Below are 17527 nucleotides of genomic sequence, written 5' to 3'. Positions count from 1 at the left end.
AATTCTTTCTACGACGGACAATATGATGTTTTGCTTTCTACATCTATTGTTGAATCCGGATTGGATTTTCCAAGAGCGAATACAATCATTATTTATCGATCTGATATGTTTGGATTGGCTCAGTTATATCAGCTTCGAGGTAGGGTTGGTCGTTCAAAGGTTTCTTCATTTGCAGTATTTCTGCTTTCAGAAAATCAGCCTGTAACAGATTCTGCTCAAAAACGTCTTAAAATTTTGTCGTCTTTTAATACATTTGGAGCGGGTTTTCAGATTGCAAATCATGATCTGGATATTCGTGGAACGGGAAATCTTTTAGGAGAAGAACAATCTGGTCATATCAGGGAAGTAGGCTTTGAACTTTATCAAAAGATGCTTAAAGAAACCGTCTCTTCCATTAAAGAGCAAAAAGAATTTGTTGAAAGTTATTGGTCTCCGCAAATTACGATAGGGGCTTCAGTGATGATTCCTGAGAGTTATGTTGTGGATATTAGCTTGCGTCTAGGTCTTTATCGTCGTCTTGGGAATATTTCTGATCCTGCAGAAATTAATCATTTTGAAGCAGAAATGATTGATCGTTTTGGGCCAATACCGATAGAAGTAGTTCATTTGCTGAAAGTGGTTTTTTTGAAATTGCTTTGTCGTATTGCCAATATTGAAAAAATGGACATAGGTCCAAAAGGTATTGTTGTGCAATTTCGGGATAAAAAGTTTTATAATCCACAAGCACTTATTGATTATATTGCACAACAAAAAGGAAAAGTAGTTATTCGTTTTGATCAGAGCCTTGTTTTTTACTGCTCTTTATCGAATCTTGAAAAGAAATTTACAGAAGCAAAACGTATTGTTTTGCAATTGACAAAACTTATAGACGCTGAAGTTAATGAAACATCATTAGAGTGGTCACAATTATTGCAAAGCGGGATTATTCATCACGAGAGTAAAGGTAGTAGTGCATAGTTTTATGAAGTTTTCAGCATGCATAGCTAAAAAATCTTCAAGACAAAACCGAACGGCGTATTTTGGAACCTTCATGATCCCCTTTGATATCTGATATATTCCTTATTCTTTCAACCACTCGTGTTCATTGTTTTTCGTTTGTTGAGGGCTAGATTTTTTGTTCTATTTTCTCGTGAGAGCAGAGTAATCTTGTATTGAAATTTAAGAATTTATCCTCAGTATTTTATTTCGATCTATTTTATAATTTTACCCTTGTCTTTTTTATAGCTTATAAACTGTTAAAATATAGGCTTGTTTTCCTTTAACCTGTGGTTAACTATGAAAATTATCAAAGCTTTGGGGGCTTTGGGCTTACGAAGAGGAGGTAGGCATCCCAAAAAAACTTTGATAGCTTACGAAGGATTTACACGCCCCCAAATTTTATAATTATTTTAATAATAGGAAAAAAACAGTATCATTACGCTTAGCACTATACTAACTTACGCGTATATTGTTCTTAAGACTTGCAAAAAAGAACCTTATTGAGCCCTCCGCCTATCAGCCCTCTTTTGACCTCATATTTTAGGGCTTGATAGGTTTAACTACTTTTGGATATTTTCTGTGCCTATTATTCCTCCTCTAACTATCCAGAAGAAGAACTTTTCATTTTGAGGATTCTGCACCTTAAAATGGTCATGATTATGAAGGAATTCATACGTGTAATGTTACTTGGGGGGAGACAGGCATGCTCCTTGAGGACTTAGAAGACCAGACGGAGATCACTCCAGAAGAGGTTGAAGAGATAGATTATGCTCTAAAATATCCGGCAGACAACACTCCTAAAGAAGTGTCTGATCACTATATCTCCTTGTTTAAAACAGAGGGTATAGAAGCTGAAAAGGATCAAGAAATCTTAAACGGATTAATTAAGCAAGAAGCAGAGGTTCGAGAGCAAAACATTATTAACCTTAGCAAATCATTAAACGATGAAGCTAATTCTTGGAAAGAGGAATTAGGAGCTAAATACACACCCCTAAGATCCAGAAAATGGCATGTTATTTTAAAGAAAATGGAATATCGGACAAAGATCAAACTGATTTAGTCAGTGCTTGGGGATTTAAGAAAACGTTTAAGTTCGTCGAACCCTACGCAGCAGAGAGCGACAAGGAAACTTCAGTCCGTTCAACGGTAGCTAAAGGGGAGATATCTAAAAAATATACTCTAAACTATGAGGCTATTTTTAACAGTAAAGAATTCAATGAAAAAAGGAAGAATAAACACCCAGAAGCGAACAATCTAATCCGTCAATTTGCATGTGAACAAGCAGCACTAGATACATAATCACACAAAATAAAGGACAAATACCATGGCTAACAAAGAACAATTAGCCAAAGCTAATATAATAGAGTTTAAACAGCACTTAACATTGGCAGTATTAGTTTTGACAAGATGGAATTTGATTCTCCACCATGGCTTAGTATGTGTCAAATAGGTGTGGAGAGAAGCCAAGTTAAGTTAAGTTAAGTGTTAAGATTTCTGAGACAAGAAAAGGGCTGATGGTTGTCACCCTCTGTTAAGAAAAGCGACATCGGGAGAATGCTTCGCATAGGATGGTTTCCCACGGATTGGAAACCTGATACTGTGTATCCTAAGAACGCTTTTGTTCAAGAAAATGGCAATATCTATCAGAGATTCATAGGCAGCAAATTGGGGAAAGAATTTAAAGACGAAGGAAAGTCTTCTGAGATATTAGATGCTACGTCAAGTTCAGGGGTTAGATGGAAGTTGTTGTCGTCTTCACCACAGACGATAGTCAAAGATGGGAATACTTCAATGAATCTATAAGATCTTGAGGATACTAAACAAGAATTGAGTGAGGAAAACAGGGAATGGATAAGAAAATTCGCTTTCATTTACGGATTATACGGCGATTGATTCTTTTGATGAGAGTGTTTTTTGCAAGAGTGGATTTGGGATTTGCGCTGGCAAGATGACGCTATAGTTCTTGGAGTGCGTTCTTATGGTGAGAAAAACGCTATTTTAGAAGTGATAACTCGTCATTACGGACGTCACTTGGGATTTGTTCGCTCCGGGCAATCACGTCGTATGCAGGCAGTATTGCAAGCTGGAAATGTAATAAGAATCAATTGGTATGCTAGGTTAGCACAAGATCTCGGAGAATTTCGTCTTGAAATTATTGATCAACGTTTTACAAAATTAATTGATTCGTCTATTTGTCTTTATGGATTGCAAACCATGATTGTTTTGCTTAGGTTTTTACCCGAAAGAGATCCTTGTCCAGAGATTTATAGAATGTTCAACGTATTTCTCGATCACCTAAAAATGCCAGATATTTCAGGGAAGCTTTTTGTTCAAATTGAACTTATTCTTCTTAAAAATCTTGGCTTTGGACTAGAGCTCACGAAGTGTGTCGTAACCGGTGTAAACCATGATCTTGCTTGGGTTTCTCCTAAATCAGGTTGTGCGGTATGTCGTAAAGTCGGGCTTCCTTATGCCGATAAAATGCTTGTACTACCATCTTTCCTTTGTTCAGAAAAAGAACAAAAAATAGACATTGACTCTCTTAAAAGCGCTTTTCAATTGACAGATTATTTTTTAAAGAAGTACGCTCGTCAGAATGATATTGTTGATTACGGGAAATTTCGAACAAGTTTTTTGAATAAATTATTGGAATTACTTTAATGCTATCCCCAAAAGCTTATAAGAAGTTCTTCAAGATTGCCTCGATATATAGAGGAAAAAATGATAAGCCACAGTTTCCTTTTGCTTACCCTTTCATCTTTTTCTATTCCTGAATGGTGGTCGTATGCACTTTTTTTGATATCCTACTATTTACAGGGTTAATTCTATCTTACATCTTTGGGATGTCTTACTAGGTTTCATCCATCAAATTATTCTGCGAAGCATTATGCAATTCAGTCACTAGATTCTTCACTTTCTCTTCCGTAGATGTAGCTTGATTCCTATCATCATATGCTTTATTTACCGCATCAGAAAATTTCTTCATTGTCGTGTTGTATTTAGAGCTTATTTTTTGGATTTTCTCAGATACATCTGGTCCCGCTGGTCCCACTTTCCCTGGTTGCAACAAGTTAACTTTTATTTTCAAGTCTTGCATTGTTGCCATCATATTTTTGTATTCAGCATCATTTTTACTTACTACATCAGTACAAGATGTTAAAGAAGAGCATATCAAAGCAAAAAAAACTGAATAGTATTGAAAACGATTCATAAAAATCCTCTCTTAAAATTTTAAAAAATAAATATATAGTAGTCTACATGCTATATAAAAAACAGCCTACTGCGTATAACAAATAAAGTTTAATCTGTAAATATATTATTCCATTTTTATTCATATAGCTGGTCATGATGACTTATCCTGAAAACATGATCGAAGCAATTCATGTGGAAAGAGATCGGTGTGGTGTTATATCTATGCTCAATCTGAGATCTGCATAACTTTGAGTCAATTTTCATGGATTTCAAGTTCTTTTAGCATTAGCTCTCTTCTCGGGAACTCGTATGAGCAATGCTTCTTTGAAATTTTCTTCCAAGAGATATCTCCTTTCCGAAGACTTCTTATGAAATCGGTCTGAAATATATTTTTCGTTTTTCTTTTTCTGTTTCATCTTTCCACCAAAAAGCAAACTTCTATCTGTCTACTCGCACTGTGAGTGAAACTCGTCATCGCTTGAATAGCTCCACCACCTGCCAAGGGAAATGGATATGCCAAGCTCAAATATTGTTATCAGGATCAAAGATGTTCTTTTTGAGGTGCTAATATTGATACTGTTTTTAGACGCTTTTATCATGCTAGCTCTAGCTTTGATCTACTTCTGTCTATCTCTAGCTCTTTTGATTGTGGTCTTTGTCTCTAGATCTGGCTTTTTAGGATATGATTTAGCTCTGTCTCTGTCTGAATCTTCTTCTTCTTGAGCTATTGATCATTTTTTATCATGAATTCCATGAATGCTGCAGGTGAATTTTTGCAGGAGGGAAGAAACAAGAAGACTTTTATGAGAAAAGGGAGAGTCTTATCATTAGAAGAAAATGTGAGGAAGAATTGCTTTTAAATAGCTAAGATTGAGAAATTCTTTCATAGGTCGGTATCTGCAAAAAGGTAGAGGGGATACCTATGAATATAAGACAAAATTCTTAAAACAACAATTAAAATCAATGGATTATATTTTGTATTTTATTAAGATAAGTAAGATTGGTTTAGTATAGACAAAGAAAAAAGGGTAAGCCAAAGTATTCTTTTGCTTACCCTTCCATTTTTTGCGATCCATGTGTGGATATTTTTTAGGATCATAATTCTCTTAAAAGCTGTAATCTTAGTACACCTGAATTCTAAGTATATTTTTTTGATTTCGGCTATAAAAATATCGTGATCTCTTATTGTCTCCTTGAGAATGGATATGGAGGTCTATTCCATTTATTCCTCTTTTCTTGGAGGTCTTTAAAATCTAGTATATCACTTATATCCTACAGTCCTACAGTCCTACAGTCCTACAGTCCTACAGATCCCATCTCTTCCCGGAGTTCCCGGAATGCCTTGGTTTCCCTGTTTTCCCTGCAGTCCCTGAGGTCCTATGGATCCTAGATTTCCCATAGATCCTGGAGATCCGTCTATCCCCGAAGGTCCCATATGTCCCCGGGGTCCTTGAAGTCCTGGAAGTCCCTTATCTCCTTTTTCTCCTTGAGGTCCTGGAAGTCCCTGAAGTCCTGGAAGTCCTGGAAGTCCTGGAAGTCCCTGATCTCCTTTTTCTCCTTGAGGTCCCTGAGGTCCTGGAAGTCCTTTTTCTCCCTGAGGTCCCTGAAGTCCTGGAAGTCCCTGATCTCCTTTTTCTCCTTGAGGTCCCGATAAGGTTTTTAAGGAATCTTGTAAAAAAAGCTTCAAGTCTTTTATATCCTTAACTTTTAGATCGTCCGTATGAAAAGCTGTACTGGTACAGGACGATAAAGAAACGCACATAAAACTCAATAAGACATAATAATATTTAAAACGATTCACGAAAAACCTCTCTAAAATAATAATTAAAATTAATGTATTTTATTTTTATCAATATATATAATTTATAATGTAAGTTATATATAGATTAATATACATAATGTAAAGTATTTATTATCTTTTATAATGTATAAATATATTATAAAATTTATATTATATTGTATTTATATGCTTAAATATAATATAAATACATAAATTATATTATATTGAAATTGATTTATGATTATAATTTTTAGATTTTTGATTTGATTGGTATTTTTGGTTTTCTATTATCTTCTTGTTTTTGATATTACTTCCTATCTTCCGGTAATAATCACCGATTGGACATGTTGTCCTCTGGATCAATGTGCGATCACATGGATGAGAGCTATGAGTTTGTTCTTTTTGGAGGTTTTTTTTTCTCTATAATCATCAGCTAATCCCACGGACTGTATCTATATGCTGGACATGCGAGAAAGTATGCGCACGGGTTGTTTGAAATTTTTGCCAATCGGCAAGTCCAAAAATTATCTGAATCGGTCTTATCATATATTATGATAATGTAGTTTAGGTTCTTCTGGTGTTGTTCCAGTATTGTGATAATACAGGCTTAAGTTCTTCTGGTTTGATTCCCGTATTATGATAATACAGGTTTAGGTTCTGCTAGTTTTATTCCAGAGTTTTCTTCTTCTGGATCGGTGATTATTGCTTTGCTATAAGGATATATAATAAGGGCATAAATATTGTATAGATCAATGCTTTTCGGAAGAGGTTTCGGAAGACAGGTGGATGGTGTCAGGTTCGCGAAAAATCATCTGGTTAAATTTCTATTCAGGAAACCCGTTTTTCAAGATATTTTATGTCAAAAAAACGTACAGAAAATAATGATCAAAAAGGAACCGATAACAGGTGTCATCTTTGAGATCTGCTGGATCTTGTTTTAAAAGAGATATTTTGTAGATTTTGTGACATTGGTTTCAATCTAAAATTTCCATGCCATCAAAAAGTGGCAAGAGATATCTAGAATCTCTCATGCTTGATCATTTATGAAGAAAACAACTGAAGATTTTGCATTCAAAGAAAGGGTTGTTGTTAAGAATATGACGATATCGAAAAAATCACATGGTGTTTCTTGCCAAAAGAAAGTTTTATATTACCATTGGAATCGCAGTCTCTAGATTCAAGTTGCATCTCTTCATCAGAGACAGCTTGATTGTTGATCTTTATAGCGCCACTACGTATATGCCGGCGTGCCTCAGAATTTGAAGATGCAAATTTTGCCTTAACGATAAGTTTTAAAAGCCCGATTGATTTATCAAATTCATTTTTGGGAATCAGAAAGGTTGGCATTTCTTGGGAAATAATACCTTTTTCAAAAACCTCTGCTGCTCCGCTAGCAGCTTTTTCAGCGGCATATCTTCCATGGACTCTTGATGTAATTTCTGTTGCTAATATCTTTTTTGCCTCGCTAATTTCCGCTCCTTTTAATTGCGAAAGCTTCTCAATTTCAGCCATTGGCAAGGTTGTGAGAATTTTTAAAAAACGTATAACACTAGCATCTTCAACGTTACGCCAATATTGCCAGAAATCGTATACAGAGGTCATATCAGCGTTGAGCCAAACTGCTCCCGAGGCTGTTTTTCCCATTTTGGTGCCAGAAGAGGTTGTTAGAAGAGGAGAAGTGAGTGCGAAGAGATATGGCGTACGCAGGCGATGTCCAAGCTCAACACCATTGATCATATTTCCCCATTGATCTGATCCCCCCATTTGAAGGTAACAACCATAGCGTTTTGCGAGCTCTACAAAGTCATAAGCTTGCAAAATCATATAATTAAATTCCAGAAAGGATAGAGATTGTTCGCTATTCAGGCGTGATTTTACGGATTCAAATGACAGCATGCGCTTCAGTGAAAAATGACATCCAATATCACGTAAGAAGCAGATGTATTCAAGGGACGTTAACCAATCGGCATTGTTTACCATCAAGGCATCTGTTTTGCCGTCACCATATCTTAAAAAGCGAGAAAATACACCTTGAATAGCTGAAATATTTTCGTTCACTTTTTCAGTGGTTAAAAGTTGTCGAACTTCACTGCGAAAAGAAGGATCGCCGATTATTCCGGTTGCTCCACCCATGAGCGAAATCGGTCTATGTCCTGTTTTCTGAAGCCAATATAACATCATAAGTTGCGTTAAATGACCTACGTGTAAGGAGCACGCAGTTGGATCGTATCCAATATAAGCAGTCACAGTGGTTGTACAAAAAAGATTGTCCAGTTTTGAAGAATCTGAAGCTTGATGAATAAATCCGCGTCGAGAGAGAATATTCAGAAAATCAGACATGAAATCGGACATGTTATATATCCTCTTTATTTACCAAAGGGTGAAGAGCTAGTATAACGAACGTCGTATTATTCTATGGTTATAAATTATTGAAAGCAAGACTATTTAGACAATCCTTTCGTAAAGATTTTTATGTTTCAGGACGTAGCTGGAAGAGGGATCTTATTCCTTGAAAATATCTTGGATTATCAAACTATTGCGAACTTTTCTTTCCTTATGTTTCTAATTCAATTTTGATGACAGTCAATCCCCATATCGCGGGGTGGAGTAGCCCAGTAGTAGCTCGGGCTCATAACCTGAAGGTCGTAGGTTCAAATCCTATCCTCGCAACCAATTATTATGGTATATTTTTATGTCGCACTTCTATCTATGATAAAGTTGAAGAAGCCTGGGATGGGTTTGATTCTATTTTACAAAGTTGGCAACATGCCGAACAAAAAGTCGAAAGCTATACCGCAGGAATAGAGGAATCGAAAGCGTCTAAAATATCAATAAAAAGGGATGGGATGGGCGTCAGCGGCATGAAAATACTTAAAGATATTTCAGATGACATAAAAGTATTCTGGTGACATTGTGTTGATTTTAAACGGATAGCGATCTTCAATAGAGATCTGAGGGATGAGTGATCGCTCACGCATTAATGGTTGCACTGCTAGAATAACATCTTGCAAATAGAATCATGCACCAAAAGAGAAGATCGAATACCGCCAGAAAAAAAGGACTCTGCTCTGGACGTATAGAGGTATACTTGTATTTTTAATGGTTTTGGTCTTTCCTTTTCAGAGATCCGACTTATCCCTTTGACCTCCTATATTTTATTCTCTGCTGCCTTCCATGGCTAGCATTTTTCTCTATAGATTTATAAAAACAGGAAGAAGTTGACCTTATCGAAAGGTCAGTCGTTCCTCATCCAATATATGTATACGCTATCAAAAAGTCATTGTTATGCAAACCAACGCAATTTTATGATATGCAAAAAGATGCCCATGTATTCCTTTAGAGCAAGATCAGTCAGGTAAAAATTAACGGCAGAAGGGATAATGGTGAAATGAACAGTAATGTAATCAGCAGGGGATGCTATTGTTTTTATTTTAGAATATTTGAAATATAATTGGCTACGTCGCAAATGATATGCTGACGAAACTAGTATTATATTCCTGTTATTTTGCTTCTCTATAATGGTATTTATAATGGGCGATGTCAGCTTTGCGTTTTGAAGTGTATTTAATGATTTTCTTTCTAGTTTGATGTCATCAGGATTTATGCCTATTTCTATCAGCTTGCGGCTATACACAATAGACTCGGGAACTCCATGCTTTTGTGGATCTCCACCGCTGATCACAATTGTACAATGATTCTCGCCTGCTTTTTTGCATGCGTCATAGAGTCGTACTGTTTCAAAAATCCTAGAATACGATTGAGGAGAAGGATCAACTATCATTTTAGGAAAATAACGGACGACGGTTGTACCCGCTCCGAGTAAAACAATAACATTTTTATTCCCTTTCCAAATCGGAACCATTCTGACCGTATACGGAGATTGTAAATTGCCCACAAGAACAGAGGGAATAAGACCGCAACCAATAAAAAACACCAAGAGAATTGTAAAGCTAAATAATAGATAGCTGAATATAAAAAGTTGATATTGGTACAAGAAAAATGAGAATACCAAGAGAAAAAAGACAAAAGATAGTACCATAATACAATCACTCCAATGGGAACTATCCTGAATTTTTTTCATAATTTAATCAAGATTTTTTTATTGTAAAGATAACTTTCCCTTCCCAAACGATTTGAGGCATGGGAGGGAAAATGCAAGAAATCATAGGAAAGGGATGGAGGAGATTTTTAACTAAAAACTTATGACAAAACCTCAAGTTACTATAGCTTTTAAGTATAAATAAGTAATTACATATTTATATTTAATATTAAATAATGTATTTATTAATAAATGTCTTTCTAAAATAAATTGATATTGATTGTAATAATTGTAAAATCGGTATTGGTGGATTTTACATCATGCATAGCCAAAAAGCTTCAAGCAAAAACCAAAAGGCATGTTTTAGAACCTCAAGAAACCCATGAGATTCCCTCTTGAGTATGATACATTGCAAACGAAGAACGACACAGAATAATCTTCTCAAAATAATCCAATACAGGATTTGCACAATGCGTTCTAGAACGAAGATCCATAACTTCTATCTAGAAAAACTAACAGATTATATGAGAGAATATTCCAATGAAAGACTTGAAACCACTCATTGGGTTAAAACTATTTTTTTAGGATGCATATTCGTGCATATACATTGAATTTATAGCAATAATATTTAAACGCCATACTTGTCGATCGTAACCGCGAAGATAGCTACTTATATGATGCTGAGATATCATCAGTGAAAGATATGAATTCCAAGGAGAGAATAGCCAAAATGATCTCAAATCACTATGGTTTGGAAATGATGATATTGATGGTAAATGCCATATTTTACCTTAAACTTATGGTTATGATTATGGTTATGGATGTAAAGAATGATGATGTATTTCCTTATTTGCTTCCCTAAACAGTCTTAGCAGGTGATCGTGGTATCTTTAGCTTTAGATTTTTTTTGCAGATTTTGCAGTTAAACTCTTTGACCAGATCCTTGAAAAACTCCCTAGAGATAAATTTGCATAGATTAGATTTTTCAATCGTAATAGGCATGCAAGATACTGGATTTTGTGTTCCTAGAAAATCCTCCATGTCCAATAATTCTCTCAAGGAATCCAATCCAAGATTAAAATCGGCTTCAAGAAAAATTTAATATTGACTAAAAATGCGAATCCTCCTGAAATCATTGATTATTTTTTCTTATAGTCTTTTCCAAACGATATTGCCGTCTTTCTTTTATGAAAGTAAGACTAGGTTTTGTAATTTTTAATCTCACCACAATTTCAATTTTTTTTTAAAAATAGAGAAAGGGGTTTTATTAGTATGAGGCAATACAACTTAGACGTATACAGTGAGCAATATGTTGTACGAAAGGGGAAAAAAGAGACGCGATATACGCGAGTGGGAACGAAAAATCATGCTTCGAAAACACGTGATCCGAAGTATAATATGTGGAAAGAAATACGCCATACAAAACGAAAAATGTGGTGGGAAAATATTTGATAGAAAAGAGAATAGATATTGTTAATTTCTTCTTCTCCTATAAAAGTAGGGGGAGAAGACCAACATTTTATTTTTTAAGAAGATTACAAGTTATCAGCAAGATCAATGACTTTATTAAAGACACCAAAAAATGCGGACTCAATGATTATATAGGTTACGAAACCGATTCGTCTAACTTTTTAGACGTTGTCCACTATCATTTTAGCCGTATTATAGACTGGTTTTTTAGAGTTCACTTCACGTATAAAAGCCCCATCCCAATCAGAGTTTGATGATAAAGCACAGGTCGTAATCTTAAGCGACAAATTGAATAAGGGAGAGTTTAAGTCGCGTTCTTGCTATAGCTTTTGCAAAAATCACAAAACATCTGGTTCTAGGAGTAGATAAAGATCCGATAGCAATTCGTATCGTTAGGGAAAACGCTATTTTTAAGTCAGGTGCAATCTAGACCAAAGATTAGAATTATCCAATTTTTTGAGTTCAAGGATTTTTTTGTCAGATTCCTCCATTTATTTTGGTCGATGCAATTTTTTATTCTCGCCCTCTTATAACAGTTGCACAGACATTGGTTTCTTATTTACAATTAGAAGGTTTTATGAATCTTATGAGAATATGATTTAAAAGTATTAACGGCATATAGGAGAGCGAGGATGATCCCTCGTTGTATAATTTTACGCAAAAGATGGGCAATAATTCTATTGTAAGCCTGTAAATTATCCTAAAGAGTTTCTCCTATATGCAAAGGGAAGATGATCAATTAGAGTATTTTTGGATGAAAACTATTTTTAATAGAAAAGAAATATAAATTTTCAGAACGATTGTTTTTTGAAAAAGTAGCTATGAGGGGGAATAGGAAATTATTGTCTCGGATATTTTTGAAAAAGACTTTATTTGAAGTGAGGCTTTTGACATGAATGACTCAAATAGAAGATTTCCTGCTGTCTTTCCTATTCTTATTGCAGATATAGGTGGGACAAACGCTCGTTTTGCGATATTGCAAGACAGGGATTCTGATCTTGAGTTTTATGCAACAGTGAAAATCTCTGATTTTGAGACCCTAGAACACGCAATACAAGAAACCATTCTGGATAAAGTATCAATACGATTGCGTTCCGCTTTTTTGGCGGTTGCTGCTCCGATTAGTCGTGAAAATATTATACTTACGAATTACAAATGGGCTATCGATCCAGAAATATTGCTTTCTGATATGGGTTTTGAAGATGTTTTGGTCATTAATGATTTTGAAGCTCAGGCACTTTCTATTGCTTCCTTATCAGATGTAGATCGCTTTTGTATTGGCTGTGATATAGATAATAACAGCCATATTTTTTCTTCTCGGGCAATTATTGGTCCTGGTACAGGGATGGGAATTGCTGGTTTGATACGGGCAAAAGATTTGTGGATTCCGATTCCAGGAGAAGGAGGGCACATGGATATTGGTCCTCGTTCGGAACGTGATTTTGAAATTTTTCCATATTTAGAAGAGCGTGCCGATGGACGAATTTCTGCTGAAAAATTGCTTTCTGGTAGGGGGCTTGTCAATATTTATAGAGCGATTTGTAAAGCTCAAGGCATTGAAAAGAAAAATGTTTTTTGTGCTGAAGATGTGATCTCCCAAACAAGAGATCCTATTTCTTTAGAGACAATCAATCTTTTTTGTGAATATCTTGGGCGTATTTCTGGTGACATTGCTTTGCTTTTTATGTCGCGAGGAGGAATCTATCTTTCTGGTGGGATTCCCTATAAGATTCTGCCACTTTTACGTCATTCTGGTTTTCGTGATGCTTTTGAAAATAAAGCACCTCACAAAGATCTTCTATGTCAAATACCAACATATGTTATCACTAACCCTTATATTGCTATAATGGGCATGTATTCTTACATAAAGGAAACGGATAAGTTTAGTCTTTTGAGGGATGGAAAGATTGGCTCTCTGAGCGTTGATGGTTTTTTGGGAACGTAGTATTACTATCCTCTACTATGACAACTGATTTTAAGAGAGAAAAAATGATACAATTGCCGATAAAAATAGCTATTTTAGGTGGAGGAGGGCGTATGGGACACGCCCTCATCAGAGCTATTCGCGAGATTGAGATGGCTAATTCTATCAAGAATGAGCCTTGTGGCATGAATTCTATTGTATTAGAAGCCGCTTTAGTACGTGAAGGCTCCCCACTTTTAGGTACAGATGTTGGAGATTTTGCAGACCTTCGTTCTACTGGCGTTTTTTTTTCGCATGATATTGAAAAGGCTCTACAATCTGTAGATGTGGTGATTGATTTTTCTTCTCCTGAATTGACTCTACAGTCTTTGGAAATTTGTCCCGATAGGCAATGTGTCCATATTATTGGCACGACAGGTTTTTCTGAGCAAGAAGAGGCGAAGATTGTTTCTGCTGCACAAAAGAAAATGATTGTAAAATCGAGTAATATGAGTGTAGGCATCAATGTTTTAAGCGTATTTGCAGAAAATGCTGCGCGCTGTTTTAATTCGGGACATTGGGATTTTGAGATTCAGGAAATGCACCATCGTCATAAATTAGATGCTCCTTCAGGAACCGCTCTTTTATTAGGGAAGGCAGTAGCACGAGGGCGTCAAGTGGATCTTTCCGAAGTAGCGGTTTGGAATCATAATGAACAGAAGAAATCCCGTCAGGAAGGATCTATTGGATTTGCGACATTGCGTGGGGGATCTGTTGTTGGTGAACATTCCGTTGTTATTGCTGGCGAAGGAGAAACCATAACTCTTTCCCACACTGCTCAGGATCGTTCTATTTTTGCGCGTGGGGCTATTACTGCAGCCATATGGGCGGGAGGTCGTCTTGATGATCCTCAGTATGATCCGGGTTTATATTCCATGCTTGATGTTTTGGGGATGAAAAATCTTTTGTTAGAAGAGAGAAAATAGATGGATAGGACACTTGTTTTAGTTCGCCATGGTCAAAGTGAATGGAATGATAAGAATCTCTTCACTGGACGATGTAATCCTCCGTTAACAGATTTGGGAATGGATGAAGCGAGAAATGTTGGTAAGAAATTTTTTGAACGCGGCATGGTTTTTGATACAGTTTTCAGCTCTTCTTTAAAACGAGCTCAGGAGACTTGTCGGCTGATTCTTGAGGAAAACCATCAAAAAGATCTTCAATCAGTTTATTGTTGTGAGGATCTTAATGAGCGAGATTATGGTGATCTTTCTGGTATGAATAAAGATGAAGCTCGGCAAAAGTGGGGAGACGAAAAGTTTTATCTCTGGCGTCGATCTTATGCAACAGCTCCTCCAGGAGGAGAAAGTTTGCGAGATACCAGTGCTCGTGTTTTGCTGTATTATATCACTACTATTTTACCGATTGTTCTCCAAGGAAAATCGGTTCTTATTACAGCTCATGGAAATTCCTTGCGTTCTTTGGTCATGGCTTTGGATAAGATTCCGAAAGAAAAAATCCCTCATGTTACTATAGGAACAGGGGTACCTATTGTTTATAAGTTGGCTGCAGATTCAACTGTCATTTCAAAAGATATCTTCCATAAAACGGCTTGATATATTCCATATCTCCGTTTTGACACAAGACTCAAATTGCAACGTACGCGATCAGAACGACGAGAAAGAATATCTTTTCTAGCAATTATCTCTATACCCATCCCTACTTTTTCTTATTCTTACCTTCTTTGCGTACGACCAACCTCATCTGCATATTGAGTCCCCCAACCTTTATATGGCTCAGACTTTCAATTCTCCTATCGGCGATGAGATCTTCTCTTCTCTATATCGCAAGGGACTTTTTTCTCAAAAATAGAGCGCCTGTCTCAAAGTAAATTTGTGTGTCAGGTGTAGATATGCCGCAAATGCTGACCATAGCGGTGCTTGTATATTTGGGTGGCAGGGAGGAATGACGTATTTACAAGTTTGAGTCTGCTGTTAGTCCTGTAAGTCTAAAATACGCTTTGTTCATGAGGAACGCTTTCGGAGAATCTCTTGATTGGTTATATGATGGTATTCGACTAGACAAGCCATTCGGAGGAACGAAGAAGAAGAAAGTTTATGATCTTAAGGCAATAGCAAAAAAATAAAATTTATTCGTGAAGAAAGAGAAATAATGCAATCAGAATTTTGTAGTATAAAACAGGGATTACGATACCTGTCTTAAGTCATTTTGAGACTGCTGTTTACCACGCATTGAAAATTCTATAAAAATTAAGAAAGCAACAAATAGATATCTTGATTGGATAGGATTCGGTGACGAAATAATCATCCCAAAAAGAATAATAAGAGCTAAAACAAAACATTTGTCTCCCAATTCTTCTATCAAGGAAAGAGGATGGTTGATGACTGAGGTTCTCTTCGCTTTGGATATAATTTTTTTAACATTTATTTACAAATGCTTAGTGCATTTTATAGGGGGATAGGGCGTGGATTATTGATTGGGAATTATCGTGCATATTTTAAATTGAGTATATGCACTTGAGAAAGTCATGATTAGGTGGATCAAAGAGACTGCGAGAAAAGCGTAAACAAAAATCACAAGATTGTTTCATGAAACAGGCTGATGAATTTTATAGCGCAAAGAGATTTTATACGTCATCTTATTAATCTATTTGAAAATCCATATTTTTATTCGGAGTATCTCAATCCGCATATTGACGCAGGTGAGGATGTATTCATTGAGGGAAAATTCTACAAAAAGTTCTTCAATCCAGTTCTCGCGGTCATATATGAAGAATTTGGGGTTCCCTAAGGCTACGGTCTTAATATTACTGCATCCGTGACCCGTATATGTATAGACCCTTGACAGATAGATCAAATATCCATGAAGCCGTGTTTAATTGAATACAAAGACGAATATAAGCCTACCGAGGAGGATGGTTAAGGCGAAATGAATTGATATCATCCTGTAAATTGAAAAAGGTTTAAGAGTTTTTTATCTCCTCTTCAGGCGGATTTGAACGATCCAGAACAAATAGAACCTGTCATTGAGTATATTTTTTGTTTGTCGTTTTATGAATCGAACACGAAATCATCTTGTTTTTGGGAACAGCACGACGTTTACGAGAGAGATCTAACCAAGTCTATAGGTTTCCTGATCACGATGTGCTTTGGAGAAAAATATGTTTAGAAAGTATATCTTATAGCGATTATCATCATTTTAATGTTGAAAAATGAGTTGATCAAAACACGACTAAATTACAATCATTTTACAAAAATATTTTCTTGAAGCTCCCTTAATTGGGGCTTTTTGATGCCTTAAACAAACGTTTCTTTACCCCGTTTTTAGTTCTAATAGGTGATTTTGACGTTTAGGTGTTGATTGTGACTAAAAAAGACACACTTTAGTGATCTTCTCCCCAGTTATTAGCAGCTTTTATATCTACTTTCAGTGGTACTTTTAGGTTTATTTTAGGCATGGATGCATTTTCCATGGCTTGAACAATAATATCGGATGTTTGTACAACTTCTTCTTCTGGAACTTCAAAAACAAGTTCATCATGTACTTGTAAAAGCATTTTTGCAGAAAGATGATGAGAAATCAGTGATTGATGGACTTTTATCATAGCTCTCCGAGTGATGTCTGCTGCTGATCCCTGGATAGGAGCGTTGATGGCAGCGCGTTCAGTAAAGCTTCGAATGGATGCTTTAGGTGAATTGATCTCATCATAATGCATCCGGCGTCCAAAGATAGTTTCCACATAACCGTACTTTTGAGCAAAGGTTTTTGTTTGTTCCATATAATCACGTATTCCTGGAAAACGATCAAAATAACGTTTAATATAGTCAGACGCTTCACCACGCCTTATTTTAAGATGATTGGCGAGTCTAAAAGATGAAATGCCATAAATTATACTAAAATTGATGGTTTTTGCGCGCCGACGCATTTCTGGAGAGACGGATTCCAGATCTATGCCAAAAATTTCTGATGCAGTCATGGTATGAATATCTAATGCATTCTTAAAAGCCTGACATAGTGGAGTTATTTGTGCTACGTGTGCTAGAATTCGTAATTCAATCTGACTATAATCAGCAGAAATCAGTTTTTTTGTAGGTGGAGCAATAAATGCTTGACGAATTTTTCGACCCACGCTGGTACGTATCGG

General features: G+C 36.0%; 15 protein-coding genes. 10 read left to right on the top strand and 5 right to left on the bottom strand.

Annotated features, from left to right (window positions below; genetic code table 11):
* The 4 genes from H0G72_RS04195 to recO all read left to right on the top strand — a co-directional run.
* On the top strand, positions 1–957 hold a 957-nt coding region (locus H0G72_RS04195), incomplete at its 5' end, for a TRCF domain-containing protein (RefSeq protein WP_259345139.1).
* Positions 958–1681: 724 nt separating this feature from the next.
* Positions 1682–2038: a hypothetical protein gene (locus H0G72_RS04190; RefSeq protein ID WP_182017527.1), complete on the top strand. Its 357-nt coding sequence runs from the start codon at positions 1682–1684 to the stop codon at positions 2036–2038.
* Between the two features lie 458 nt (positions 2039–2496).
* The gene (locus H0G72_RS04185; RefSeq protein ID WP_182017526.1) at positions 2497–2781 is read left to right on the top strand and encodes a hypothetical protein; all 285 of its coding nucleotides are present in this window, start codon (positions 2497–2499) and stop codon (positions 2779–2781) included.
* Between the two features lie 111 nt (positions 2782–2892).
* Positions 2893–3639 (top strand): DNA repair protein RecO, encoded by a 747-nt coding sequence (gene recO / locus H0G72_RS04180; protein WP_259345138.1) that lies wholly within the window; start codon positions 2893–2895, stop codon positions 3637–3639.
* Positions 3640–3829: 190 nt separating this feature from the next.
* Here recO and H0G72_RS04175 read toward each other — a convergent pair whose 3' ends face one another.
* From H0G72_RS04175 to tyrS, 3 genes are all read right to left on the bottom strand, one after another.
* Entirely contained in the window at positions 3830–4189 is a 360-nt protein-coding gene (locus tag H0G72_RS04175) for a hypothetical protein (protein ID WP_182017525.1), read from the bottom strand.
* Between the two features lie 1269 nt (positions 4190–5458).
* Entirely contained in the window at positions 5459–5971 is a 513-nt protein-coding gene (locus H0G72_RS04170; RefSeq protein ID WP_182017524.1) for a collagen-like domain-containing protein, read from the bottom strand.
* A 1068-nt stretch (positions 5972–7039) separates the two neighbouring features.
* A complete protein-coding gene (gene tyrS, locus H0G72_RS04165) occupies positions 7040–8302 on the bottom strand; it encodes a tyrosine--tRNA ligase (protein WP_182017523.1) in 1263 nt (420 codons plus the stop codon).
* A 221-nt stretch (positions 8303–8523) separates the two neighbouring features.
* Between tyrS and H0G72_RS04160 the strand changes: the two genes are divergently transcribed.
* Entirely contained in the window at positions 8524–8859 is a 336-nt protein-coding gene (locus H0G72_RS04160; protein WP_182017522.1) for a hypothetical protein, read from the top strand.
* A 374-nt stretch (positions 8860–9233) separates the two neighbouring features.
* Here H0G72_RS04160 and H0G72_RS04155 read toward each other — a convergent pair whose 3' ends face one another.
* Positions 9234–9884, bottom strand: coding sequence for a YdcF family protein (locus tag H0G72_RS04155; protein WP_310649488.1), 651 nt, complete (start codon positions 9882–9884; stop codon positions 9234–9236).
* Positions 9885–10719: 835 nt separating this feature from the next.
* On the opposite strand from H0G72_RS04155, the gene H0G72_RS06275 reads away from it, so the two are divergent.
* From H0G72_RS06275 to H0G72_RS04135, 5 genes are all read left to right on the top strand, one after another.
* Entirely contained in the window at positions 10720–10851 is a 132-nt protein-coding gene (locus H0G72_RS06275; protein WP_259345136.1) for a hypothetical protein, read from the top strand.
* A gap of 900 nt (positions 10852–11751) precedes the next feature.
* Positions 11752–11889: a 50S ribosomal protein L11 methyltransferase gene (locus H0G72_RS06435; protein ID WP_182017528.1), complete on the top strand. Its 138-nt coding sequence runs from the start codon at positions 11752–11754 to the stop codon at positions 11887–11889.
* 462 nt (positions 11890–12351) lie between these two features.
* Positions 12352–13404, top strand: coding sequence for a glucokinase (locus H0G72_RS04145; RefSeq protein WP_182017520.1), 1053 nt, complete (start codon positions 12352–12354; stop codon positions 13402–13404).
* A gap of 44 nt (positions 13405–13448) precedes the next feature.
* The gene (dapB, locus tag H0G72_RS04140; protein ID WP_182017519.1) at positions 13449–14348 is read left to right on the top strand and encodes a 4-hydroxy-tetrahydrodipicolinate reductase; all 900 of its coding nucleotides are present in this window, start codon (positions 13449–13451) and stop codon (positions 14346–14348) included.
* On the top strand, positions 14349–14978 hold the full coding sequence (locus tag H0G72_RS04135) for a 2,3-bisphosphoglycerate-dependent phosphoglycerate mutase (RefSeq protein WP_182017518.1): 630 nt from the start codon (positions 14349–14351) through the stop codon (positions 14976–14978).
* A 1787-nt stretch (positions 14979–16765) separates the two neighbouring features.
* On the opposite strand, the gene H0G72_RS04130 is transcribed toward H0G72_RS04135, so the two are convergent.
* A partial coding sequence (locus H0G72_RS04130) for a DNA polymerase (RefSeq protein ID WP_259345135.1) occupies positions 16766–17527 on the bottom strand: 762 nt, incomplete at its 5' end.

It is taken from the genome of Candidatus Liberibacter sp., from assembly GCF_014048425.1.
Taxonomy (GTDB): domain Bacteria; phylum Pseudomonadota; class Alphaproteobacteria; order Rhizobiales; family Rhizobiaceae; genus Liberibacter.
This window is presented reverse-complemented; position numbering and strand designations above follow the sequence as displayed.